General features: G+C 64.9%; 22 protein-coding genes. 13 read left to right on the top strand and 9 right to left on the bottom strand.

The window, feature by feature from the left end; genetic code table 11:
• Nucleotides 1–158 precede the first annotated feature (158 nt).
• The 4 genes from CFP68_RS10430 (at nucleotide 159) to CFP68_RS10415 (ending at nucleotide 4,222) form a co-directional block, all read left to right on the top strand.
• Entirely contained in the window at nucleotides 159–671 is a 513-nt protein-coding gene (locus CFP68_RS10430; protein ID WP_099826843.1) for a GNAT family N-acetyltransferase, read from the top strand.
• A gap of 63 nt (nucleotides 672–734) precedes the next feature.
• The gene (locus tag CFP68_RS10425; protein ID WP_099826842.1) at nucleotides 735–1,499 is read left to right on the top strand and encodes an NAD kinase; all 765 of its coding nucleotides are present in this window, start codon (nucleotides 735–737) and stop codon (nucleotides 1,497–1,499) included.
• A gap of 75 nt (nucleotides 1,500–1,574) precedes the next feature.
• The gene (locus tag CFP68_RS10420; protein ID WP_099826841.1) at nucleotides 1,575–1,796 is read left to right on the top strand and encodes a DUF3072 domain-containing protein; all 222 of its coding nucleotides are present in this window, start codon (nucleotides 1,575–1,577) and stop codon (nucleotides 1,794–1,796) included.
• 134 nt (nucleotides 1,797–1,930) lie between these two features.
• Nucleotides 1,931–4,222 carry an NADP-dependent malic enzyme gene (locus CFP68_RS10415; protein WP_099826840.1) on the top strand — a complete coding sequence of 764 codons (2,292 nt, stop codon included), beginning with the start codon at nucleotides 1,931–1,933 and terminating at the stop codon, nucleotides 4,220–4,222.
• A 69-nt stretch (nucleotides 4,223–4,291) separates the two neighbouring features.
• On the opposite strand, the gene CFP68_RS18585 is transcribed toward CFP68_RS10415, so the two are convergent.
• A complete protein-coding gene (locus tag CFP68_RS18585; protein ID WP_277621461.1) occupies nucleotides 4,292–4,414 on the bottom strand; it encodes a hypothetical protein in 123 nt (40 codons plus the stop codon).
• A gap of 167 nt (nucleotides 4,415–4,581) precedes the next feature.
• Here CFP68_RS18585 and CFP68_RS10410 point away from each other — a divergent pair, with 167 nt between their 5' ends.
• A complete protein-coding gene (locus tag CFP68_RS10410) occupies nucleotides 4,582–6,474 on the top strand; it encodes a propionyl-CoA synthetase (RefSeq protein WP_099826839.1) in 1,893 nt (630 codons plus the stop codon).
• Between the two features lie 38 nt (nucleotides 6,475–6,512).
• On the opposite strand, the gene CFP68_RS10405 is transcribed toward CFP68_RS10410, so the two are convergent.
• A complete protein-coding gene (locus CFP68_RS10405; protein ID WP_099826838.1) occupies nucleotides 6,513–6,725 on the bottom strand; it encodes a DUF3072 domain-containing protein in 213 nt (70 codons plus the stop codon).
• A gap of 109 nt (nucleotides 6,726–6,834) precedes the next feature.
• Here CFP68_RS10405 and CFP68_RS10400 point away from each other — a divergent pair, with 109 nt between their 5' ends.
• The 6 genes from CFP68_RS10400 to CFP68_RS10375 all read left to right on the top strand — a co-directional run bounded on the left by CFP68_RS10400 (nucleotide 6,835) and on the right by CFP68_RS10375 (nucleotide 12,699).
• Nucleotides 6,835–7,230, top strand: coding sequence for a cytidine deaminase (locus tag CFP68_RS10400; RefSeq protein ID WP_420915823.1), 396 nt, complete (start codon nucleotides 6,835–6,837; stop codon nucleotides 7,228–7,230).
• Between the two features lie 4 nt (nucleotides 7,231–7,234).
• Nucleotides 7,235–8,545: a thymidine phosphorylase gene (locus tag CFP68_RS10395; RefSeq protein WP_099826836.1), complete on the top strand. Its 1,311-nt coding sequence runs from the start codon at nucleotides 7,235–7,237 to the stop codon at nucleotides 8,543–8,545.
• A gap of 61 nt (nucleotides 8,546–8,606) precedes the next feature.
• Nucleotides 8,607–9,800 carry a phosphopentomutase gene (locus CFP68_RS10390; RefSeq protein ID WP_099826835.1) on the top strand — a complete coding sequence of 398 codons (1,194 nt, stop codon included), beginning with the start codon at nucleotides 8,607–8,609 and terminating at the stop codon, nucleotides 9,798–9,800.
• Nucleotides 9,797–10,780, top strand: a complete 984-nt coding sequence (locus CFP68_RS10385) for an adenosine deaminase (protein WP_099826834.1) — start codon at nucleotides 9,797–9,799, stop codon at nucleotides 10,778–10,780. Before CFP68_RS10390 ends, CFP68_RS10385 begins: the two co-directional genes overlap by 4 nt.
• Complete coding sequence (gene upp / locus CFP68_RS10380) at nucleotides 10,777–11,409, top strand: uracil phosphoribosyltransferase (protein WP_099826833.1); 633 nt, start codon at nucleotides 10,777–10,779, stop codon at nucleotides 11,407–11,409. The genes CFP68_RS10385 and upp overlap by 4 nt, the downstream gene beginning before the upstream one ends.
• A gap of 69 nt (nucleotides 11,410–11,478) precedes the next feature.
• A complete protein-coding gene (locus CFP68_RS10375) occupies nucleotides 11,479–12,699 on the top strand; it encodes an SPOR domain-containing protein (protein WP_158234155.1) in 1,221 nt (406 codons plus the stop codon).
• Between the two features lie 63 nt (nucleotides 12,700–12,762).
• Here CFP68_RS10375 and CFP68_RS10370 read toward each other — a convergent pair whose 3' ends face one another.
• Nucleotides 12,763–13,779: a hypothetical protein gene (locus tag CFP68_RS10370; protein WP_099826831.1), complete on the bottom strand. Its 1,017-nt coding sequence runs from the start codon at nucleotides 13,777–13,779 to the stop codon at nucleotides 12,763–12,765.
• 103 nt (nucleotides 13,780–13,882) lie between these two features.
• On the bottom strand, nucleotides 13,883–15,511 hold the full coding sequence (locus CFP68_RS10365; protein ID WP_099826830.1) for an AMP-binding protein: 1,629 nt from the start codon (nucleotides 15,509–15,511) through the stop codon (nucleotides 13,883–13,885).
• Between the two features lie 117 nt (nucleotides 15,512–15,628).
• On the opposite strand from CFP68_RS10365, the gene CFP68_RS10360 reads away from it, so the two are divergent.
• Both CFP68_RS10360 and CFP68_RS10355 read left to right on the top strand, forming a co-directional pair.
• A complete protein-coding gene (locus CFP68_RS10360; protein WP_099826829.1) occupies nucleotides 15,629–16,276 on the top strand; it encodes a sulfotransferase family 2 domain-containing protein in 648 nt (215 codons plus the stop codon).
• Between the two features lie 139 nt (nucleotides 16,277–16,415).
• Nucleotides 16,416–17,063, top strand: a complete 648-nt coding sequence (locus tag CFP68_RS10355; RefSeq protein WP_099826828.1) for a Hint domain-containing protein — start codon at nucleotides 16,416–16,418, stop codon at nucleotides 17,061–17,063.
• Between the two features lie 19 nt (nucleotides 17,064–17,082).
• Here the strand turns inward: CFP68_RS10355 and CFP68_RS10350 are convergent, their stop codons facing one another.
• From CFP68_RS10350 to CFP68_RS10330, 5 genes are all read right to left on the bottom strand, one after another.
• A complete protein-coding gene (locus CFP68_RS10350) occupies nucleotides 17,083–19,284 on the bottom strand; it encodes a 3-hydroxyacyl-CoA dehydrogenase NAD-binding domain-containing protein (protein WP_099826827.1) in 2,202 nt (733 codons plus the stop codon).
• 67 nt (nucleotides 19,285–19,351) lie between these two features.
• Nucleotides 19,352–19,777: a hypothetical protein gene (locus CFP68_RS10345; protein WP_158234154.1), complete on the bottom strand. Its 426-nt coding sequence runs from the start codon at nucleotides 19,775–19,777 to the stop codon at nucleotides 19,352–19,354.
• A 25-nt stretch (nucleotides 19,778–19,802) separates the two neighbouring features.
• Nucleotides 19,803–21,014, bottom strand: a complete 1,212-nt coding sequence (locus CFP68_RS10340; protein WP_099826887.1) for an acetyl-CoA C-acetyltransferase — start codon at nucleotides 21,012–21,014, stop codon at nucleotides 19,803–19,805.
• 383 nt (nucleotides 21,015–21,397) lie between these two features.
• The gene (locus CFP68_RS10335; protein WP_099826825.1) at nucleotides 21,398–21,610 is read right to left on the bottom strand and encodes a hypothetical protein; all 213 of its coding nucleotides are present in this window, start codon (nucleotides 21,608–21,610) and stop codon (nucleotides 21,398–21,400) included.
• 57 nt (nucleotides 21,611–21,667) lie between these two features.
• A complete protein-coding gene (locus tag CFP68_RS10330; RefSeq protein ID WP_099826824.1) occupies nucleotides 21,668–23,443 on the bottom strand; it encodes an acyl-CoA dehydrogenase C-terminal domain-containing protein in 1,776 nt (591 codons plus the stop codon).
• Between the last annotated feature and the right edge of the window lie 7 nt (nucleotides 23,444–23,450).

Genomic DNA, 23,450 nt, shown 5'->3' with positions numbered 1-23,450 from the left:
CTGACGGAAGGGAAGTTGCGCGGTGTCTAGCCCATGCGCGGGATCGGAAAAAGCCCACAAAGCGGCGCACCCCGCATCCTTCGCGCGGCGTGCCCGGCCCGGCGCTTGGCAACCTTCGCGGTTGCGGGTATCCGCACCCAACCCCCGAGGAGACGGCCATGGCCCTGCGCGCTGCCACGTACGAAGACGCCTCCAGCATCGCCGCGCTGTCGCTCGAGGTGTGGCTGTCCACCTATATCCGGCGCGGCATCAACGGGTTCTTCGCCGATTACGCGCTGGACACCTTCACCACTGCGCGCACACGCGCGATCCTGAACGACCCGACCGAATGCGTCACGGTGTCGGACAACGTCGAAGGGATCGACGGCGTCCTGCGTCTGACCCACGGGCGCGCGGCGCCGGTGCCGGGCTGTTCGCCGGTCGAGATCACGACGCTTTACGTCCAGCCGCGCCACCAGGGGCGCGGCATCGGCGCCGGTCTTCTGGCCCACGCGCAAAGATGCTGTGTCGCCGCCGGCGCGCCGCGCCCCTGGTTGGCCGTGAACGCCGAGAACACGGCCGCCGTGGGGTTCTATGCCGGGCAGGGTTTCGAAATCGTCGGCGAAACGCATTTCAGCATCGCCGATCAATCCTATCCCAATCATATCATGTCCTTGCGCCCTGACATCTGACGCGCGGCCCTTGTGTTTTCGCGCCCTGCACGTCAATCCTTGGCGACCTCATCGGAGAATGTCATGGCCCGCGCCATTGCCTTTCAGGCCAGCAACGCCCCCATGGCCGAAACGGCCGCCCGCCGTCTGCGTGCCCTGCATGGCACCGTGCCGCTGGAAGAGGCCGATGTGATCGTCGCCCTGGGGGGGGACGGTTTCATGTTGCAGACGCTGCACGCGACCATGGCGTTGGATCTTCCGGTTTACGGCATGAACCGGGGCACGATCGGGTTCCTGATGAACGAATACAGCGAAGCCGACCTTCCCGCCCGGCTGGACGAAGCCATGGAAGAGGTGATCAATCCGCTGGTGATGCACGCCACCGCCATCGACGGCACCGTCCACGAGGCCCTGGCGATCAACGAGGTCGCGTTGTTGCGGGCCGGGCCGCAGGCCGCGAAACTGCGCATTGCGGTGGATGGGCGCGAGCGGATGGAGGAACTGGTCTGCGACGGTGCCCTTGTTGCGACACCGGCCGGATCGACCGCCTACAACTATTCGGCCCACGGCCCGATCCTGCCCATCGGCGCCGATGTTCTGGCCCTGACGGCGATGGCCGCGTTCCGACCGCGCCGCTGGCGCGGTGCGCTGTTGCCCAAGGCGTCGGTCGTGCGGATCGAGGTGATCGAACCCGACAAGCGGCCGGTCATGGCCGACGCCGACAGCCGTCAATCGGTGCGTGACGTGGCGGTTGTGGAAATCCGCTCGAAGACCTCGGTCCGGCACCGTCTGCTGTTCGATCCGGGTCACGGGTTGGAAGAACGGCTTTTGCGCGAACAATTCGTCTGAGGATCGCATGGGTTCGCCGCGTGGCGGAACCAATGCGTGCGCTGGAACATTGGGTGAACGCAACAGGAGGATGACATGGACGATCCGACCAACACCCCAAAGAGCGACGCACCCGGAAACGCGGAAAAGCCGGTGGACGACTGGGTCACGGGCGACGAAAGGATGACCGGCGCTCAGGCGTCGTATCTCAAGACGCTGAGCGAAGAGGCCGGCGAGGATTTCGATCCCGATCTGACCAAGGCAGAGGCCAGTATCAGGATCGATGCCTTGCAGCAGAAGACCGGGCGGGGCGCCTGACCCTCCCCCGCGTGGCATCGGTTTCGCGTTCGGATTGAAACTGTTTCACGGCGCGCGACGGGATCAGATCATTTGACAACGGCCCTCGAAGAACGGGATATGGACAGACGCCATATATTCCGGGAGGGGCCAAGATGGACGATGCCAAAAAAGACAGCCTTCGTCAGGCGGCCTTGGATTATCACCGATATCCCAAACCCGGCAAGCTCGAGGTGCGGGCGACCAAACCACTGGCGAACGGTCGCGACCTGTCGCGCGCCTATTCCCCCGGCGTCGCGGAAGCCTGCCTTGAGATCCAGTCGAGCCCCGACGCCGCGCGCGATTACACCTCGCGCGGCAATCTGGTGGCGGTGGTGTCGAACGGCACGGCGGTCCTGGGCCTTGGCAACATCGGCGCACTGGCCTCCAAGCCGGTGATGGAAGGCAAGGCGGTCCTGTTCAAGAAATTCGCCAACATCGATTGTTTCGACATCGAGTTGAACGAAAACGACCCCGAGAAGCTGGCCGATATCGTCTGCGCGCTGGAACCGACGTTCGGCGCAATCAACCTGGAAGATATCAAGGCGCCCGATTGCTTCATCGTCGAAAGGATCTGTCGTGAACGGATGAACATCCCCGTCTTCCACGACGACCAGCACGGCACGGCGATTGTCGTCAGTGCCGCCGCCACCAACGCATTGCGGCTGGCGAAGAAGCGGTTCGAGGACATCAAGGTCGTCTCGACCGGCGGTGGCGCGGCGGGAATCGCCTGTCTGAACATGCTGGTGAAACTGGGTGTGCCGCGTGAAAACATCTGGCTGTGTGATTTGGCCGGCCTCGTGCACGAGGGGCGCGTCGAAGACATGACCGAGCAGAAAGCCGCGTTCGCCCAGCCGGGCGGGCCGCGCACGCTGATGGACGTGATCGATGGGGCCGACCTGTTTCTCGGCCTGTCCGGCCCCGGTGTGCTGACCAAGGAAATGGTCGCCAGGATGGCCGACAGCCCGGCGATCTTCGCGCTGGCCAACCCGAACCCCGAAATCGACCCCGACGACGCACGCGCGGTTGCGCCCAACGCCCTGATCGCCACGGGCCGCAGCGATTATCCCAATCAGGTCAACAACGTGCTGTGCTTTCCGTTCATCTTCCGCGGCGCGCTGGATGTGGGCGCAACGGCAATCAACGACGAGATGAAGATCGCCTGCGTCGAAGGCATCGCCGAACTGGCCCGCAAGACCACCAGCGCCGAGGCGGCGGCCGCCTATCAGGGCGAACAGATGACCTTCGGCCCCGATTACCTGATCCCGAAACCGTTCGATCCGCGCTTGATGGGTGTGGTGGCGACCGCTGTGGCGCGCGCCGCGATGGAAACCGGCGTGGCGACCCGCCCACTGGACGACCTTGCCGCCTACAAGGCCAAGCTGGACGGTTCGGTGTTCAAGTCCGCCATGATCATGCGCCCCGTGTTCGAGGCCGCCTCGACCTCGGAACGCCGTCTGGTGTTCAGCGAAGGCGAGGACGAGCGCGTGCTGCGCGCCGCCAACGCGATCATGGAAGAAACCATCGACAAGCCGATCCTGATCGGCCGCCCCGACGTGATCGAGGCGCGCTGTGAACGGGCGGGGCTTTCGATCCGTCCCGGCCGCGACTTCGAGATCGTGAACCCCGAAAGCGATTCGCGGTATCGCGAATACTGGACGACCTACCACGAGATCCTGCAACGCAAGGGCGTCACGCCCGATCTGGCCAAGTCGATCATGCGCACCAATACCACCGCCATCGGCGCGGTGATGGTGCACCTTCAGGAAGCAGACAGCATGATCTGCGGCACCTTTGGCCAGTATCTGTGGCACCTCAAGTATGTTCAGCAGATCCTGGGCACGGGCCCGGTGCAGGGCGGGTTGCACGCAGTTGCCGCGCTGTCGCTGATGATTCTGGAAGACGGTCCGTTGTTCGTGGCCGACACGCATATCCACGCCACCCCCTCGGGCGCGCAGATCGCCGAAACCGTGATCGGTGCCGCGCGCCATGTGCGCCGCTTCGGGGTGGTGCCGAAGATCGCGCTGTGTTCGCATTCGCAGTTCGGCAACCTCGATTCCGATTCCGGCCGCCGGATGCGCGATGCGCTGGCCATACTCGACAGCCAGCCGCGCGATTTCGAATACGAAGGCGAAATGCACGCCGATGCCGCCCTGGATGGCGAGTTGCGCAACCGGATCTTCCCGTCCAGCCGGATGCATGGCGCGGCGAACGTGCTGATCTTCGCCAACGCCGATGCGGCCTCGGGCGTGCGCAACATCCTGAAGATGAAGGGCGGCGGCCTCGAGGTGGGACCGATCCTGATGGGCATGGGCAATCGCGCCCATATCGTGACGCCGTCGATCACCGCGCGCGGGCTGCTGAACATCTCGGCGCTGGCCGGCACGCCGGTCGCGCATTACGGCTGAACCCCGACAGGCAAAACGGCCGGGCACCGCCATCGAGGCGCCCGGCCGTTCGCGCGCTGTGATACTCCGTTACTTGCGCGGTGCCTTTTTCTTCGCCTCGACCACTTTCGGCGCGGCTTCGACCGGGGCGGTCATGCGCGCATCCGGTTTCGAGGGTTGTTTCATCTTCTTCTTCGGATTCTTGTCGCCCATGGCAACGTGACCTTGCTGACGGACCGGCCCTGTGCCGGTGCCTGGGATCAGCCTAGCAACCCCGTGCGTCACGCGCCTGTCCGTTTTCGACCGGGATGTCGCAAATCGCCCATTGCCCGAAGGCGCCCACACTCCCTAGACTTGATCATCTCGTGGGGGAGGCGCGCATGAAATACTCGGATATCTACAAAAGCTGGCAGGATGATCCCGAAGCGTTCTGGATGGAACAGGCCCGGGCCATCGATTGGGATCGGGCGCCGACCCGTGCGCTGGACGACAGCCGCCCGCCGTTCTATGGCTGGTATCCCGACGCGATGGTAAACACCTGTTTCAACGCGGTCGACCGGCACGTTCTGGCCGGACATGGCGACCGGGTGGCGATCATCCACGACAGTCCCGTGACCGGCACGGTGTCGCGCACCACCTTCGCCGAATTGCAGGACCAATGCGCGCGGCTGGCCGGGGCGCTGTTGGCAAAGGGCGTGACCAAGGGCGACCGCGTCATCATCTACATGCCCATGGTGCCCCAGGCGCTGGTGGCAATGCTGGCCTGCACCCGGATCGGTGCAATCCATTCTGTCGTCTTCGGCGGATTCGCGGCCAACGAACTGGCCAAGCGGATCGACGACGCGACCCCCAAGGCCGTGATCGCCGGATCCTGCGGGATCGAGCCATCGCGCACCGTGGCCTATAAACCCCTGCTGGACGCGGCCATCGAGCAGGCGACCCACAAGCCCGATTTCTGCATCATCCTGCAACGCGACACGCTGCGCGCTGATCTGATCGAAGGGCGCGATGTCGACTGGCACGCGGCGCAGGACGGCGTCACCCCCGCCGATTGCGTTCCCGTCGAAGGCACGCACCCGGCCTATATCCTCTATACCTCGGGCACGACGGGCGCGCCCAAGGGTGTCGTGCGCCCCACCGCCGGGCACCTGGTGGCGCTGAACTGGACCATGAAGAACGTCTATAACGTCAACCCGGGCGAGGTGTTCTGGGCCGCGTCCGATGTCGGCTGGGTCGTCGGGCACAGCTATATCTGCTATGCGCCGCTGATCCACGGCAACACCACGGTGGTGTTCGAAGGCAAGCCCATCGGCACCCCCGACGCCGGCACCTTCTGGCGGGTGATCCAGGACCATGACGTGCGCGTGTTCTTCACCGCCCCCACCGCGTTCCGGGCCATCCGGCGCGAGGATCCGAATGGCGAATTCCTGCGCAAATACGATCTATCGGGCCTGCGTGCGCTGTATCTGGCCGGTGAACGGGCCGATCCGGACACGGTGGAATGGGCGCGCGCGCAATTGAACGTGCCGGTCATCGACCATTGGTGGCAGACCGAAACCGGATACACCATCGTCGGCAACCCCATGGGGATCGAGCCGCTGGCGTTGAAGACCGGATCGCCGACGGTCGCGATGCCGGGCTATGACGTGCGGGTGCTGGACGAAGGCGGTGCGCCCGTGCCCCCCGGCACGCTGGGCGCCATCGCGATTCGCCTGCCGCTGCCCCCCGGCACATTGTCGACCCTGTGGAACGCAGAAGAACGGTATCACAAAAGCTATCTCGCCCATTTCCCCGGATATTACGAAACCGGCGATGCCGGCTATATCGACGAAGACGGATACCTTTTCGTCATGGCCCGCACCGATGACGTGATCAACGTCGCAGGACACCGCCTGTCCACCGGCGCGATGGAGGAGGTTCTGGCGGCGCACCCGGACGTCGCGGAATGTGCCGTCATCGGCGTGGCGGATCCGGTGAAGGGACAGGTGCCCATGGGGTTCGTCTGCCTGTCCAAGGGCGTGGACAAGCCCGTCGCGCAAATCGAAAAGGAATGCATCGATCTGGTGCGCAACCGGATCGGCCCCGTTGCCGCGTTCCATCTGGTCCGGGTAGTCGACCGTCTGCCGAAGACGCGATCGGGCAAGATCCTGCGCGCGACCATGGCAAAGATCGCCGACGGTCACGATTTCAAACCGCCCGCGACGATCGACGATCCTGCCATCCTCGACGAAATCCGCGCGACCCTGGCCGAGATCGGCTATCCCGCATCCTGACCGGGCGGTTGGCCAAACACGGTGCAGCGGCTGACCGGTCAGTCGTCTGTGCGCGATTTCAGGTAATCGATCCGGTCCTGCGCCTGCGCGCTGGTCAGGTTGCCATCGAACGGCTCGCCGGTTTCTTCGCAAAGCGCGCGCAGTTCGGCCGCCTGCTTTTCGGTCATCGGATCGTCGCCTGTCGTGTCGGGCGATGATGTCGCGCCGATTGTCGTCGCGGCGATGATGTCGGGGTTTGCGCCTGTTGCCATGATGTGTCCTCCTTTCGGGATCAACCATCGGCGGGACTTCGCGGTTCCCCTTGCACCTTGCCGGAACGACCTGCACCATGCGCCGCAGATCAGACCATCCGGAGGCGACATGACCCTGAAGACAGCCGCACGGCAGGTGCGCGAAAACGCCCACGCTCCCTATTCCGGGTTCAAGGTGGGCGCGGCGATCCGCACCGGCAAGGGCAATGTCTATGCCGGATGCAACGTCGAAAACGTGGCTTATCCCGAAGGCACCTGCGCCGAGGCGGGCGCCATCGCGGCCATGGTCGCCGCCGGGGAATACGACATCGTCGAAGCCTATGTGATCGCCGACAGCCCGGCACCGGTGCCGCCCTGTGGCGGGTGCCGCCAGAAGCTGGCGGAATTTGCGGGCGCGGACGTGCAGATCACCATGGCCACCACCGCGGGACGCAGCGAAACCGCCACCGTAGGCAGCCTTCTGCCCGGCGCCTTCACCGCCTCGCACATGGCCAAGGACGGCTGAGCGCGTGGACGCCCGCGCGCTGATCTCGGATCTCAGGGCGGGGCGCGCGCCGTCGGCCGATGCCCTGCGCGCCTTTGCCGCCGGTCTGGCCGATGGCACGGTCAGTGATGCGCAGGCGGGGGCCTTTGCCATGGCGGCCTGCCTGAACGGTCTGGGCGATGGCGGGGCGGTGGCCCTGACCATGGGCATGCGCGACAGCGGCGACGTGATGACCTGGGATTTGCCGGGGCCGGTGGTCGACAAACACTCGACGGGCGGTGTCGGTGATCCGGTATCGCTGATCCTCGCGCCGGCCCTGGCGTCCCTCGGCTGTTACGTTCCAATGATCTCGGGGCGGGGGTTGGGCCATACGGGCGGCACGCTGGACAAGCTGGAATCGATCCCGGGCCTGTCCACCGACCTGGACGAGGCGCGGTTTCGCGCCGTGGTGGGTGAGGTCGGCTGTGCCATCGTGTCGGCCACCACGCGCCTTGCCCCGGCCGACCGGCGGCTTTACGCGATCCGCGACGTGACCGGCACGGTCGAGTCTCTGGATCTGATCGTGGCGTCGATCCTGTCGAAAAAGCTGGCCGGGGGGATCGATACGCTGGTGCTGGACGTGAAGGCCGGATCGGGGGCCTTCATGGCCGATGTGCCGGCGGCACGGGCGCTGGCGCGCGCGCTGGTCGATACCGCGCGGGGGGCCGGATGTGCCTGTGACGCGCTGATCAGCGACATGAACCAGCCGCTGGCGCCGGCCTGCGGCAATGCGCTTGAGGTGCGCTTCGTGCTGGATGCCATTGCCGGGCGCGGCGATCCGTCGGATCTGATGGATCTGGTGAACCGTCTCGGGGCGCAGGCGCTGACCCTGGCCGGGATGGCCGATGACGATCGGGCAGGGATTGCCGCGATGAAACGGACGATCGCCTCGGGGGCCGCTGCCGAACGCCTGGGGCGGATGATCGCGGCCATGGGTGGTCCCGCCGATGTGCTGGACGACCCCTGCCGCCATCTTCCGGTCGCGCCGGTGGTGCGCGATGTTGCCGCGCCGCGCGACGGCTGGGTGACGGCCATCGACGGCCAGGCGCTGGGACAGACGGTCGTCGCGCTGGGCGGCGGGCGGATCGACGTGGGCGACCCGATCGATCCCGCGGTCGGGCTGGATCGGATCGTGCGGTTGAACCGGCCGGTGAAACAGGGTGAACCGCTTGCCCGGGTGCATGCCCGTGATGACACCGACGCCGCCCGTGCGATCCACGAGGTTCAGGCGGCGTTTCGGCTGGAGGATGAGCCGCCCGGCACGACCCAGCCGCTGATCCACGAGGTCTTGCAATAATTCGCGTCATCCAACATCTTCAGGTCCGCGCAACAGCGCCACCCATCGAAAGGACCACGCCATGAGCCGCGCCATCCTGATCGTGCTGGATTCCGTGGGCTGCGGCGGCGCGCCCGATGCGGCCGACTTCGGCGATGCGGGGGCCAATACCCTGGGTCATATCGTCGCCGCCTGTGCCGCCGGCGACGCCGACGAGGGGCGGCAGGGCCCGCTGCATGTGCCCAACCTCGACGCGCTGGGGCTTGGCGCGGCGATCCGTCTGGCATCGGGGGTCGAGACGCCGGGACTTACGGCGATTGCGACCGGGTGCTGGGGGGCCGCGACCGAAGTGTCGCGGGGCAAGGACACGCCGTCCGGGCATTGGGAACTGGCGGGTGTTCCGGTGCCGTGGGAGTGGCACACGTTCCCCGACACGACACCGGCCTTTCCGCCGGACCTGTCCGCGCTGATCGCCCGGCTGGCCAGCACCGATGCGATCCTCGGCAACTGCCACGCCTCGGGCACCGACATCATCGAGCGTCTGGGCGCCGAGCATGTGAAAACCGGCTTCCCCATCTGCTATACCTCGGCAGATTCGGTGTTGCAGATCGCCGCCCATGAAGAGGCTTTCGGTCTGGATCGCCTGCTGAAGCTCTGCGCCGACCTGGCGCCGCACCTGCATGCGATCAAGCTGGGGCGCGTGATCGCGCGGCCCTTCACGGGCAGCGCAGAACAGGGGTTCGTGCGCACCGCCAACCGCCACGACTATGCCATCGCATTGCCCGAACCGTCGCTGTGCGATGCGGTGCAGGCGGTGGGCGGGACGGTCCATGCCATCGGCAAGATCGGCGACATCTTCTCGATGCAGGGGATCGATACCGTCAAAACGGGACCGGATGCCGCGCTGCTCGAGGCGCTGAAAGCCCGCATGGACAGCGCCGCGGACGGATCCCTGATCTTCGCCAACCTCGTGGAATTCGACAGCCAGTATGGCCATCGCCGCGATGTCGCCGGATATGCCCGGCATCTTGAATGGTTCGACGCCGCGCTGCCGGACCTGCTGACGCGGATGCGCGATGGCGATCTGCTGGTGATCACCGCCGATCACGGCAACGATCCGACATTTCATGGCACGGAACACACCCGTGAACGGGTGCCGGTGCTGATCGCGGGGCAGGGGACAAAGCCGTTGGGCCATTGCGGCTTTGTCGATGTCGGTGCGACCGTCGCCGCCCACATGGGTGCAACCCTGAAACGCGGAAGGACCCTGTTGTGAGCCATGGCGCACGCCCGAAGATCGAATTGCACCTGCACCACGAGGGCGCGGCACCGCCGGCGTTCATCCGCGGCCTGGCCCGCGAGAAGTCCGTCGACATCGCGCGCATCTTCGATGAACGCGGCAATTACGCCTATGACGGTTTCGTCGATTTCCTGCGTGTCTACGAGGCGGCGACCTCGGTTCTGAAAACGCCCGAGGATTACTCCCGCCTGACCCGTGCGGTTCTGGCCGAATGTGCCGAGCACGGGGTGATCTATGCCGAAACCTTCCTGTCGCCCGATTTCTGCGGGGGCCGGGATGTCGGCGCGTGGCGCGAATACCTGCACGCGATCCGCGAGGCGGCGGAGGCGGCCGAACGTGCCGACGGCATCGTGCTGCGCGGTATCGTCACCTGCATCCGGCATTTCGGCCCCGACAAGGCCCGCCAGACCGCGCGCTGTGCCGCCGAAACGGCGGGCGACTGGATCGTCGGGTTCGGCATCGGCGGCGATGAAAACGCCGGCGCCCTGAAGGATTTCCGATGGTCGTTCGACATGGCCCGCGAGGCCGGTCTGCACCTGACGGCCCATGCCGGTGAATGGGGTGGGCCGCAATCGGTGCGCGACGCGCTGGACCTGGGCGTGTCGCGGATCGGTCACGGGGTGCGGGCCATCGAAGACCTCGCGCTGGTCGACCGTCTGGCCGAGGACGGTATCGTTCTGGAGGTCTGTCCCGGATCGAACATCGCGCTGGGCGTCTATCCGGACTGGCGCGCGCACCCCATCGAAAAGCTGCGTGCGCGCGGCGTCAAGGTCACCGTGTCCACCGACGATCCGCCGTTCTTTCACACCACGATGACGCACGAATACGACCGGCTGGCCGAAACCTTCGACTGGGACGAGGACGTGTTCGAACAGATCGAACGCACCTCGGCCGATGCCGCCTTCTGCGATGCCGACACCCGCGCGCGGATCCTCAAACGACTGGAGACACGATGACCGATCATTTCACCCTCGTCCGTCACCCGCTGGTGCAGCACAAGCTGACGCTGATGCGCCAGAAGGAAACGTCAACCGCCCTGTTCCGCCAGTTGCTGCGCGAGATCTCGCAACTTCTGGCCTATGAGGTCACGCGTACCCTGACGCTGACCACCCAGCGGATCGAGACGCCGATCTGCGAGATGGACGCGCCGGTTCTGGACGGTCGCAAGCTGGCGCTGGTGTCGATCCTGCGGGCGGGCAACGGGTTGCTGGACGGCATCCTGGAACTGGTGCCGTCGGCGCGGGTCGGTTTTGTCGGGCTGTATCGGGATGAAAAGACGCTGAAACCCGTGCAGTATTACTGCAAGCTGCCCGAAAAGCTGGACGAGCGGTTGGTGATCGCGGTCGATCCGATGCTGGCCACCGGCAATTCGTCGGTGGCGGCGATCGATCTGCTGAAGGCGGCGGGCGCGACCGATATCCGCTTTCTGTGCCTGCTGGCGTCCCCCGAAGGTGTCGCGCGCATGAAAGAGGCCCACCCCGACGTGCCCATCGTCACCGCCGCGCTGGACGATTCGCTGGACGAGAACGGCTATATCGTGCCGGGCCTTGGCGATGCCGGTGACCGGATGTTCGGCACCAAGTGACGCGATTGCCCCTTTACGCGAGGGGCGAAACCGGTGATTCTGACACCATATAATGTCTGGGGGGACATGATGAAAAGATTTTCCACCGTCGCCGGTCTGCTGTCGGCCGCAGTGTTTTCTGCCGCTGCTCTGGGCGCAGGCCCGGTCACGGCACAGAAGATTTCAGCCTATGATCAACCGGCCGAGATACCGCCGTCCAGCTTCAGGGGCCGCCAGTATGTCGACAGCCGGGGTTGTGTCTATATCCGTGTCGGCACCGACGCCGCGGTGACATGGGTGCCCCGCGTCAGCCGCAAACGCGAAGTGCTGTGCGGTCTTCAACCCACACGCACCGCCGCCGCCCAGGTTCCGGTCATCCCCGATCCGGTGGTCACGCCGCCGGCCCCGGTGCGCACAGCATCGTCGGTTCCGGCGCGCCCCATGGCCACGCCCGTCGCGCCCCGCACGGTGATCAGGACCGCCGCGGCGCCGCGCGCGCCGGCGCCCCGCATCCAGCCCTATCAGATCCCGCTGACCGGGAACGCCACCCTGATCCGCGGCGGCGCGGGCCATGCCCACGTGGCACCCGGGACATACGGCACGTTGCCGCGTTTCGAGACGGCGGCGGCGACCGGACGCTATGCGGTCGGCACGCCGTTGTCGGCGCCCCCGATCCCACCCGTCGTCACGCCGAAGGGCTATGTCGAGGCCTGGGATGACGGACGGCTGAACCCCCACCGGGGCAAGCAGCTTTTGTCGGGGGCGTTGCAGACCGCGCTGATCTGGACCCAGACCGTGCCGCGCCGCCTGGTCGATCGCAGCACCGGCAAGGATGTCACGCGCGATTACAATTACCTGATCTATCCCTACACCGATTACGGGCGCCAGAAGCGTGACCTTGCCGGGGGACAGCACGTCACCGTTCAGGTCAACGGCCAACGGATGATCGTCGCCAAGAGCCGCCTGCAGGAAACCCGCTCGGGTCACGTGACACTGTCGACGAAATCGGCGCCGCGCAAGGCGGCCGCGCCGCGCGTGCAGACCGCGGTCAGAACGGCCGCCCCCGCGCCGCAGGCGGTGCCCGGCAAGCGGTATGTCCAGGCGGGCACGTTCGGCGATGCGGCGAACGCCGGCCGCACGGTTGCCCGGTTGCAGAACGCCGGCCTGCCCGTGCGCACCCAGACGATCCAGCGCGGCGGGCGACAGTTGCAGATCGTCCTGGCGGGGCCGTTTGCGGATGCGCGCCAGACGCAAGACGGGTTGGCCGCGGTCCGACGCGCCGGGTTCCACGACGCGTTTGCGCGCAACTGAGGGGCGCCGGCGGACGCAGGACGAATGGCCCGGGCCCTGCCGTGCGGGGCCGGGGCTTGCCGATCACTCGCCGCAGATCGCCTGAAGCGCGACCCAGGTGCCATCATCCATGATCGGGCGCGCCAGGTCGGGGCGCACCGGATCGCCCTCAATCAGGGGCAAGGTGTCTTCGCCGGAAACGTCCAGCGCATAGGCATAGGGCGTCGACGGTATCCCGGCCTCGGCGAAGCGCGCCAGAAGCACGTCATCCTCGATCGGCGCGGGTGGGGTCAGCAATAGAGATTCGGCATAGGTTTCCAGCGTTTCGACCGGCAGCGCGCCGGTGGTCAACAGCCGGAACGCCGTCATCGGCCCGGTCTTCAGCAACAACCGCTCCAGCGGATCGGTCTGCATCGCACGGGTATCCTCGGCCAGGATGAACCCCGCCACCGGGGTCGGCCCCTCGAAATCCTCGATCAGCGCGCGGTTCAACAGGATGTAACCGCCGGGCAGGTGTTCGGCGAAACCGACCCCGCGCGACAACACCACAAGGCGCACGGGCTTGCGGCCCAGAACCCGGTCCGACAGCGCGTTCAAAGTGGTTTCGCTGCCGGGGGCGGCGCAGGGGCGGCCCGCGACCCGCTGGATCGTTTCCAGCATGGTGGCCCCGATATCGGCCCGGCTGGCATCGGGCACGACGCGAACCGTGTGGCGGATCATCGCGCCGGGAAGCCAGAACAGAGCCAACGCGGTAATCGTCAAGACCGCCGCGGCCGTGAGGTAATAGCGCAGTCGCCCCTCGCGCGGACGGCTGCGTTCGACCGCGGCGCGCACACGCTCGATCGCGTCGATCATCGTCTCGTCGTCGATCTCGAGAATCTCGTCGGCGTCGGCGCCGGGGATGAACAACGCCGGGCGCTGCCCGGGATTGGCGCGTTCGATGGCGGCCAATGACCAGTGGGCCAGGGCGGTGTCTTTCATGTCATAGATCGCCAGCGTGGCATCGCCGATGGTCACGACCACGTCGCGCCGCTGGGCCATGGGCCCCGAGCGCCAGATGCCTGTCGTTTCAAGCCGTTGATATTCGCTGAGTGCTGTCATCTGCGCATGCTGGCCCGGGCCGCTGCCTCGTTCTTATCGTTGGGCCGAGGGTAGGGCAGTGGCGCGGGCGCGGCAATGGCCGAGGACAGGGTGAAACGCGTGGTCAAAGAGCCTTGGCCGTCTCGCGCAGGGCGAATTTCTGGATCTTGCCGGTCGAGGTCTTGGGAAGCTCGATGAAAATCACGCGCTTGGGCGTCTTGAACCCGGCCAGTCGGGATTTGACGAAGGCGATCATCGCCGCCTCGTCGCCCGTGGCACCCGGCTTCAGTTCGACAAAGGCACAGGGCACCTCGCCCCATTTGTCGTCGGGCTTGGCCACGACGGCGCAGAGCGACACATCGGGATGGTGCATCAACGCACCTTCGATTTCGACCGAGCTGACGTTCTCACCGCCCGAGATGATGATGTCCTTGGCGCGATCGACGATCTGAAGATAGCCGTCGGGATGGCGCACGGCCAAATCGCCCGAATGGAAATAACCGCCGCGCAGCGCCTCGCGCGTTGCCTCGGGGTTGCGGTAATAGCCTTTCATCACCGAATTGCCCCGCATCATGATTTCACCCTGCGTCGTGCCGTCGGCGGGGGTTTCCACCATGTTTTCATCCATTACGGTGATGTGTTCCATCATCGGCATCGCAACCCCCTGGCGCGCCTTGAGGGTGGCACGCGCGTCATGGTCCAACCCGTCCCAGACGCCATCGTTCCATGTGCATTCGGTGACGTGACCATAGGTTTCGGTCAGACCATAGACATGGGTGACGTTGAAACCCAGTTCCTCGATCTTGCCAAGGGTGACAGCGGCGGGCGGGGCGCCGGCGGTGAAGATCTCGATCTTGTGGTCGAAGGCGCGGCGTTCTTCGGGGCGGGCGTTGACGATCATGTTCAGCACGATGGGCGCACCGCCGAAAAAGCCGACCTGTTCATCGGCGATGGCGTCATAGATCGCCTTTGCCGTGATGTCGCGGCAGCAGACGACACAGCCACCCAGCACGGGGATCATCCAGACGTGGTTCCAGCTGTTGCAGTGAAACAGCGGCACGATCGTCAGCAGGCGGGGATACAGGGTCATCCGCCACGACACCACCGTGCCCATGGTCATCAGGTATGAGCCGCGATGATGACAAACCACGCCCTTGGGCCGCCCCGTGGTGCCCGATGTATAGTTGAGCGCGAGGCTCTCCCATTCATCGGTGGGCATGATCCACGGCGTATCCGCCGCCCCCATCGCCAGAAGTGCATCGAACGTCAGGTGGCGGCCGGTTTCGGGGTATCCGGCCTGCGGATCCGGCACTTCGACGATGCGGGGCGCCGGGGTGTCCAAGGCCGCGACCGCCTGTTCGACCATCGGCAGGAACTGCGTATCGACCAATACCACCTTGGCGCCGCCATGGGCGAGGATGAAACTGACGGTATCGGGTTCCAGCCGCGTGTTGATCGTGTTCAGCACCGCACCGGCGGCCGGAACGGCGAAATGCGCCATGGCCTGTGCGGGCAGGTTCGGGATGACGGTTGCGACAACGTCGCCGGGGGCGACACCCAGCGCAGCCAACGCGCCGGCAAAGCGCGACACGTCGGCGTGATAGTCGCGATAGCTCCAGCGTCGTTCGCCGTAAACCAGCGCCTCGCGGTCGGGAAAGACGGCAGCAGCGCGGTTGAGATGCGACAGGGGCGTGAGGGCGACATGGTTCGCGGCCACCCGGTCGAGTCCCGTTTCGTCGTTCAGCCAGCCCATCGTCTTCTCCGATCCATGTGTCCGGCGCAGTATCGCCGGGGCGCACGGCGATTCAAAGCGGATTTTGCAACGCCTGCCCGGGCTTGGCCCGGAGGTTTCGCGGGTCTAGCATGCGGCATGATCATTTCGCCCGGCCGCCGGTTCATCTTTGTCCACGTCCCCAAGACAGGTGGCACCGCGCTAACCCTTGCGCTGGAAGACCGCGCGATGAAGGACGACATCCTGATCGGCGACACGCCCAAGGCCCGGCGGCGGCGCAACCGGCTGAAGCGGTTAACGGCGCGCGGGCGGTTGTGGAAGCATTCGACCCTTGCGGACATCGACGGGGTGCTGGCGGATGGCGTGCTGGACGACATGCTGGTGGTGACGCTGGTGCGCAATCCGTGGGACCGCATGGTCAGCTATTATCACTGGTTGCAGGCGCAGACCTTCGATCACCCGGCCGTCGGCCTGTCACGCACACTGTCTTTCGCCGATTTCCTTTACCATCCTATGATCGTGCAATCGTTCCGCGCGGCGCCCTATGACAGCTATGTCGCGCGCGCGGATGGCGGCCCGGTCAAGCGGCTGTTCCTGCGGCTGGAAAACCTTGACAGCGATATCGCCCCGTTCGAGGCGCACCTGGGCTTTGCGATCTGCCCGCTGGCGCCGGTCAACCGGTCCGACCGCCATGCCGATTACCGTTCGTATTACGATGAAGATCTGCAACGTCACGTGGCCGCCGTCTGTGCCGCGGATATCGCGCGGTTCGGTTATCGGTTCTGAGGCTGGTGCGCATCGGGGTTAAGAAATGATTAACCCAGCATTTGACACAATGGTGTCCCAATGCGGTCCAACCGACGGATGATGGTTGAGCGAACAAGGTTAACGCCCGGCGTGCGCGACACGCCCTCGGAGACTCAGCATGCTCGACTTCACGTCCAGACTTTTCGGCCCGTTCGGGACCGAGGCGAAACACTCCTTGGGGCGCGATCGGGATCATGCCGTTCTGCCATCCCTGGGGATGACGGCGGGCACCCGTGTGGCCACGTCGATCGGATGGCGCCCGGTCGAAGCGGTGATCCCGGGTGACCGGGTGCTGACCTTTGATTGCGGTCTGCGCGAGGTGGTTTCGGTCGAACGTTGCACGGTGTTCGAACCTTGCCCCAAAAAGCTCTGGCCGCTGCGGGTGCCTGCCGGCGTTCTCGGCAACACCGAAGCGATGATCGTTCTGGCCGAACAGCCCGTGCTTCTGGAAGCGGATTGCGCCGAGGATCTGTTCGGCGATCCCTTCGTTCTGGTGCCGGCCATGGCATTGGAAGGGCACCGCGGTATCGAACGTGTCGCCCCCGGCGAGATCGACAGCGTCATCGCGTTGCATTTCGCGGCCGATCAGGTCGTGTTCGTCAATTCCGGCGGATTGTTCTTCTGTCCGATGGACAAAAGCCGCGGTTTGGAAAGTCTGCTGAGCGACGAGTGTTCGCAGACCTATGTGACGTTGCCGATGGATCTGTCACGCGATCTGGTAAAGCTGATCGACCGCGAAGCGATGGCCATGGGCGCGACGGCCTGACGCCGCCGCACCCGATCGCTCACGCCGCGGCCTTGTCGGACGCGAACCGTCCATAAAAGGTGTCGCCGGATGCAGCCATGTCGCGCAGCAGATCCGGCGCCTTGAACCGCGCCCCATGCGCCTTGCTCAACCCATCGCAGAGTTCGACCGCACGCGCGGCCCCCAGGATGTCGAGCCAGCTGAACGGGCCGCCCGACCACGGCGCAAAGCCCCAGCCAAGGATCGCGCCGACGTCGCCTTCGCGGATGTCGGTCAGCACGCCCTCTTCAAGCGCGCGCACGGCTTCCAGCACCTGCGCGAACATCAGGCGATGCTGGACTTCGGCCAGATCCGGCTGATCCTCGGCCACGGCGAAGCGTTCGCCCAGGCCGCTCCACAACCCGGTGCGCTTGCCCTTGTCGTCATAGGCATAGAACCCCGAGGCCGACTTGCGCCCCATCCGGCCCTGATCGGCCATCCAGAACAAGACGTCGTCCACTGCGCCATCGGGATAATCGTCGCCCATGGCCGCCCGTGTGGCCTTGGCGATCTTCACGCCCAGATCGATCGAGGTTTCGTCGACCAGTTGCAGCGGCCCCAGCGGAAAGCCCAGCATCTTGGCGGCGTTTTCGACCAGGGCCGGCGCGACGCCTTCCGCCACCATGCGGATGCCTTCGTTGATATAGGGAATGATGCAGCGGTTGGCATAGAAGAACCGCGCGTCATTCACCACGATGGGCGTCTTGCGGATCTGGCGCACGAAATCCAGCGCCTTGGCGACCGCGATATCGCCGGTCTGTTCGCCCCGGATGATCTCGACCAGCATCATCTTTTCCACCGGGGAAAAGAAATGGATGCCGATGAAGTTCGCTGGCCGCGCAGATGCCTTGGCCAGGTCGGAAATCGGCAGGGTCGACGTGTTGGTGGCAAAGATGCAATCGTCGCCGACCACGGCCTCGACCGCCTTCGTCACCTCGGCCTTGATGCCCGGATCCTCGAACACCGCCTCGACCACCAGATCGCAGCCTTTCAGGGCTTCGTAATCCGTGGTGGCGGTGATCAGGGACAGCACCTGTTCCTTCTTCTCGGGGGTCGCCTTTTTGCGCGAAATACCCTTGTCCATGTAATCTGCGGCATGGGCTTTGCCCTTGTCGGCACTGTCCTGCTTCTGGTCGATCAGCACGACCTCGATCCCGGCAAGCGCCGACACCAGCGCGATCCCCGCGCCCATCATGCCCGCGCCCATGACGCCGACCTTCTTCACCGTCTGATCGGGGGCGTCGGGACGATTGGCGCCTTTTTCCAGCGCCTGCTTGTTGATGAACAGGCTGCGGATCATCGCGGATGAACTGGGGTTCATCAGGATGCTGGTGAAATACCGCGCCTCGATCTTCAACGCGGTGTCAAAGGGCACCATCGCGCCTTCGTAAACCGCCGACAGCAGCGCCTTGGCCGCGGGATAGACACCCTGCGTCTTGCCGTTGACCATCGCCGACGCGCCGACGAACGTCATGAAGCCGGCGGGATGATAGGGCGCGCCGCCGGGCATCTTCCAGCCCTTGACGTCCCAGGGCTTGACGATGTCGGAATCCTTGGCCGACAGCACCCAATCCTTGGCCTCGGTCAGCAGGTCGTCATGGGCAACGACGGCGTCGACCAACCCCGATGATTTCGCCTGCGACGGCGCCATCATCTTGCCTTCCAGCAGGATCGGCGATGCCGCCATGGCGCCCATCATCCGCGACACCCGGGTCGTGCCACCGGCGCCGGGAAAGATCCCCAACAGGATTTCCGGCAGGCCGATCTTGGCCTTGGGATTGTCGGTCATGAACCGGCGGTGACAGGCCAGCGCGATTTCCGTGCCGATCCCGGCGCAGGTGCCGTTGATGGCGCAGGCGACGGGCTTGCCGCCCTTGTTGGTCTTGGGATCCATTCCCGCGCGTTCGATCTTGCGCAGGATCCGGTGGCCGTTCATGGTGAAGTCGAACAGGCCCTGTGCGGGATTGTCGCCGCTTTCCGCGCGGATCGTTGCCAGCACGTTCAGATCCATCCCGCCGGCAAAATCCTTCTTGCCCGACGTGATGACGATCCCCTTGACCGCATCGTCGGCCAGGGCATCGTCGATGAAACCCTCGACAACGTCGAAAGCCTCGCGGGTCAGGACGTTCATCGATTTGCCCGGCGCGTCCCAGGTGATGACGGCAACGCCCTGCTCGTCTACGTCATAGGTGAAGTCGGTCATTCTGAATCTCCTGTGAAGAGGTGTTCAAGGCGGGATCCCGAAAGGATCCGAAAAGATCGGCGGGCTGTCATGCCGCCACGAATTCCTGCATCAATGCGGCGGGAATTGGGGATTTCCCACCGCTCTCGAATTCCATGAGCTGGATCTGGCAACGTCCGGCACTGTCGCGCCGCAGGTAATAGCGGCTGACCGTCCGATGCATCACCCGGTCATCGGCGGCCAGGTGATGCCAGGTGACATGGGCAACCTGCCGCCCCCTGCGGGGCAGCGACAGGATGTCGATGACGGGCACACCGCGCACGATATCGAACCGGCGCAGCATCCGGTCATAGGTGACCAGCCCATGGACGATATCCGCCTTGGTCGGGAAGGTGGCGATATCATCCCCGATGTAGATGGCAAACGGGCTGGCATAGTCGTCAACCATCTCGGACCAGCGTTTGGCCCGGAAGTTTGCGACGTGGCGCTCGAAGAACGCGGCGCAACTCATCACACCAGGGTTCCTCCGGTGCGGATCATCAAACGCGCTCGATGATGGTCGCGGCACCCATGCCGGACGCGATGCAGAGCGTCGCCAGGCCGACCTCGCGGTCCGAACGCTCCAACTCGTCCAGAAGGGTGCCGATGATGATTGCTCCCGTCGCGCCCAGAGGGTGCCCCATGGCGATGGACCCGCCGTTGACGTTGACGTGACCCGGATCGACGTCGAACCGCTGCATGAAGCGCAGCACGACCGAAGCGAACGCCTCGTTCACCTCGAACAGGTCGATGTCGCCGATCGCCATGCCGTGATCCTTCAGGATCTTCTCGGTCACCGGCACCGGGCCGGTCAGCATGATCGTCGGGTCGGTCCCGATCTTGGCCGTCGCACGAATGCGGGCGCGGGGCTTCAGGCCGTATTTCTCGCCAAATGCTTTCGATCCGACCAGCACACCGGCCGAACCGTCGACGATGCCCGACGAGTTGCCGGCATGATGGATGTGGTTGATGCGTTCCAAGTGCGGATATTTCATCAGCGCGATCTTGTCGAATCCGGGCATCACCTCGCCCATGTCCTTGAAACTGGGCTTCAGCGCGCCAAGGCTCTGCATGTCGGTTTCGGGGCGCATGTATTCATCACGCGCCAAGATCGACAGACCGTTGATGTCCTTGACCTCGACCATCGACTTGGCAAAGCGGTTGTCGGCCCAGGCCGCCGCCGCACGCTTCTGCGATTCGACGGCCAGGGCGTCGGCGTCATCGCGCGAAAAACCGTACTCGGTGGCGATGATATCGGCGCTGATCCCCTGGGGCACGAAATAGGTCTCCATCGCGACGGACGGATCGACGGCGATCGCGGCCCCGTCGCTGCCCATGGGGACACGGCCCATCATCTCGACCCCGCCCGCGATATAGGCGTCGCCCGCGCCGCCACGGATCTGGTTGGCGGCAAGGTTCACGGCTTCCATGCCGCTGGCACAAAAGCGGTTGATGGCGAGACCGGGGATGGACTGATCCAGATCCGACGCCAGAACAGCGGTGCGCGCAAGGCATCCGCCCTGTTCGCCGACCTGCGTGACATTGCCCCAGATCACGTCCTCGACCGCATGACCGTCCAGGCCGTTGCGATCCTTCAGCGCGTTCAGGATCTGGGCCGACAGACGCACGCTGGTCACCTCGTGCAGGCTGCCGTCGGCGCGCCCCTTGCCGCGCGGTGAACGGACGGCGTCATAGATATAGGCGTCAGTCATCTGTGTCTCCTTTGTATCCGATAACGGATGGATCGTGCCTTGCGAGCCGGGGCCGGTCTGCCCGTGTTCGGCCATCGGTGGTTTTCTGCCGGGTCAATGCCCGATGCTGCCGCAGGAGCGGGGGTTTGATACCCCCGCACCCCCGTCGAGTATTTCCGTCAGTAAGAAGTCAGGCCGTAGGGAAGTATTAACGTTAATGCTCCATGATCAAGCTGCGGGACAGGCTGGAGAGCCGATGACCGCTCGGTGAGAAGTCGCCCTGCCGACGGATCGATGAGGTCACGGATTAGGTTCCAGGGTTTCGGCAGGGCGCACCCATGGGCTTCTTACTGATAAAAATACTCCCCCGCCGGAGGCGTCCCACATCCGACACGCGTGCCCCGTCATCTTTTGCGCGCTTCCAGATCAGAATTGAACAGCCGCAGACGTGCGGTCAGGTTCTCGCTGTTCGTAACGCTGTCGAAATGTTCGAACAGGAAAGACAGCGCTTCGCCCTCGTCAAGCGCGGCGTCGTTGGCGAAGCGTTTCAATCGTCGATAACCGTCTTCCGTCATGGCGATCGGAAAGCGCCTGGTCAGCTTGAAGCGTTTCGGCATCTGTCCCTCCGGTTCTGGGGTGCGCGGTGAGGCGGAGCTTCGCCTGGGGGGTGGGTTTCAGAAGTGCGCCGCATCAAGGTCCATCACGACTTCGCCGCCACTCTGGATACGTGACAGGTGAAGTGCCGTGGCGGGCAGTTGGCGCGCCATGTAATAGCGGCCCGTGGCAATCTTGGTGCGGTAGAACTCGGCGTCACCATCGCCGGTCTCCAGCCCTTCCATGGCCGCCTTTGCCATCCGCGCCCACATCAGTCCCAGGCAGACATGCCCGAACAGGTGCATGAAGTCGTAAGACCCCGACAGTGCGTCGTTCGGATTCTTCATGTTCTGCATGAAATACATGGCGGCGGCCTGAAGATCCTTGCTGGATGCCTTCAGCGGGTCGAGGAAGCCGGACTTCAGATCGGCATTGCCCTCGTTCTCCTTGATGAAGCTTTTCACCATCTCGAAGAACGCCATCACGGTCTTGCCGCCGTTCAGGCCCAGCTTCCGCCCCACCAGGTCGAGCGACTGGATCCCGTTCGTTCCTTCATAGATCATGGTGATGCGGGCATCGCGCACGAACTGCTCCAGGCCCCATTCCCGGGTAAAGCCGGAACCGCCAAGGGTCTGTTGCGCGAGCACCGTCGTCTCGAATCCCTTGTCGGTCAGGAACCCCTTCAGCACCGGCGTCAGCAGCGAGATCATCGCCTCGGCTTCGGCATCGTCATTGCGGTGGGCGCGGTCGATCAGCGACGCACCCCAGAACGTGAAGGCGCGCGCGCCCTCGATGAAGGATTTCTGGTGCAGCAGGTTGCGGCGGACGTCGGGGTGCACGATGATCGGATCGGCGGGCTTGTCCGGTGCTTCGGCCCCGGTGACCGCGCGGCCCTGCAGACGGTCCAGTGCGAACCCCAGCGCGTTCTGATAGGCGACGACCCCCTGGGCATAGCCTTGCAGGCCGACGCCCAGGCGCGCTTCGTTCATCATGGTGAACATCGCGCGCATGCCCTTGTGCATCTCACCGATGAGATAGCCGGTGGCACCGTCATAGTTCATCACGCAGGTGGCGTTGCCGTGGATCCCCATCTTCTTTTCCAGCCCGCCGCAGGACAGGTCGTTGCGCGCGCCAAGGCTGCCGTCTTCGTTGACCAGGAACTTGGGCACGATGAACAGGGAGATGCCCTTGACGCCCTCAGGGCCGCCGGGAATCCGCGCCAGAACGAGGTGGATGATGTTGTCGGTCAGGTCGTGTTCGCCGGCCGAGATCCAGATCTTCTGACCGGTGATGCGATAGCTGCCGTCGTCGGCGGGTTCGGCCTTGGTGCGGATCAGGCCCAGGTCGGTGCCACAGTGCGGTTCGGTCAGGTTCATGGTGCCCGACCACGACCCTTCGACAAGTTTCGGCAGATAGGTCTGTTTCTGTGCGTCGGTCCCATGGGTGTGGATGGCGTTGTAGGCGCCATGGGACAGGCCCTGATACATGTTGAATGCCATGTTGGCGGATACGAACATTTCGCCCACCGCCGAGTTCATCAGATAGGGCATTCCCTGACCCCCGAACGCGGGGTCGCAATCGAGGCCGATCCAGCCACCCTCGCGCATCTGGTCATAGGCCCCCTTGAAGCCGGTCGGAGTGTGCACCGTGCCGTTTTCGAGGGTGCAGCCTTCTTCGTCGCCGACGACGTTCAGCGGTGCCAGCACGTTCTCGGCAAGTTTCCCGGCCTCTTCCAGGATCGCGGATGTAAAATCGCGATCCAGTTCATCGTAGCCCCCGATGCCCGACCCGGTGGCGTTCAAAACCTCGTGCAGAAGGAACTGCATGTCCTTGGTCGGTGCGGAATAGGTGGGCATTGTTTTT

This window comes from Oceaniglobus indicus, from assembly GCF_002751875.1.
Taxonomy (GTDB): domain Bacteria; phylum Pseudomonadota; class Alphaproteobacteria; order Rhodobacterales; family Rhodobacteraceae; genus Oceaniglobus; species Oceaniglobus indicus.
This window is presented reverse-complemented; position numbering and strand designations above follow the sequence as displayed.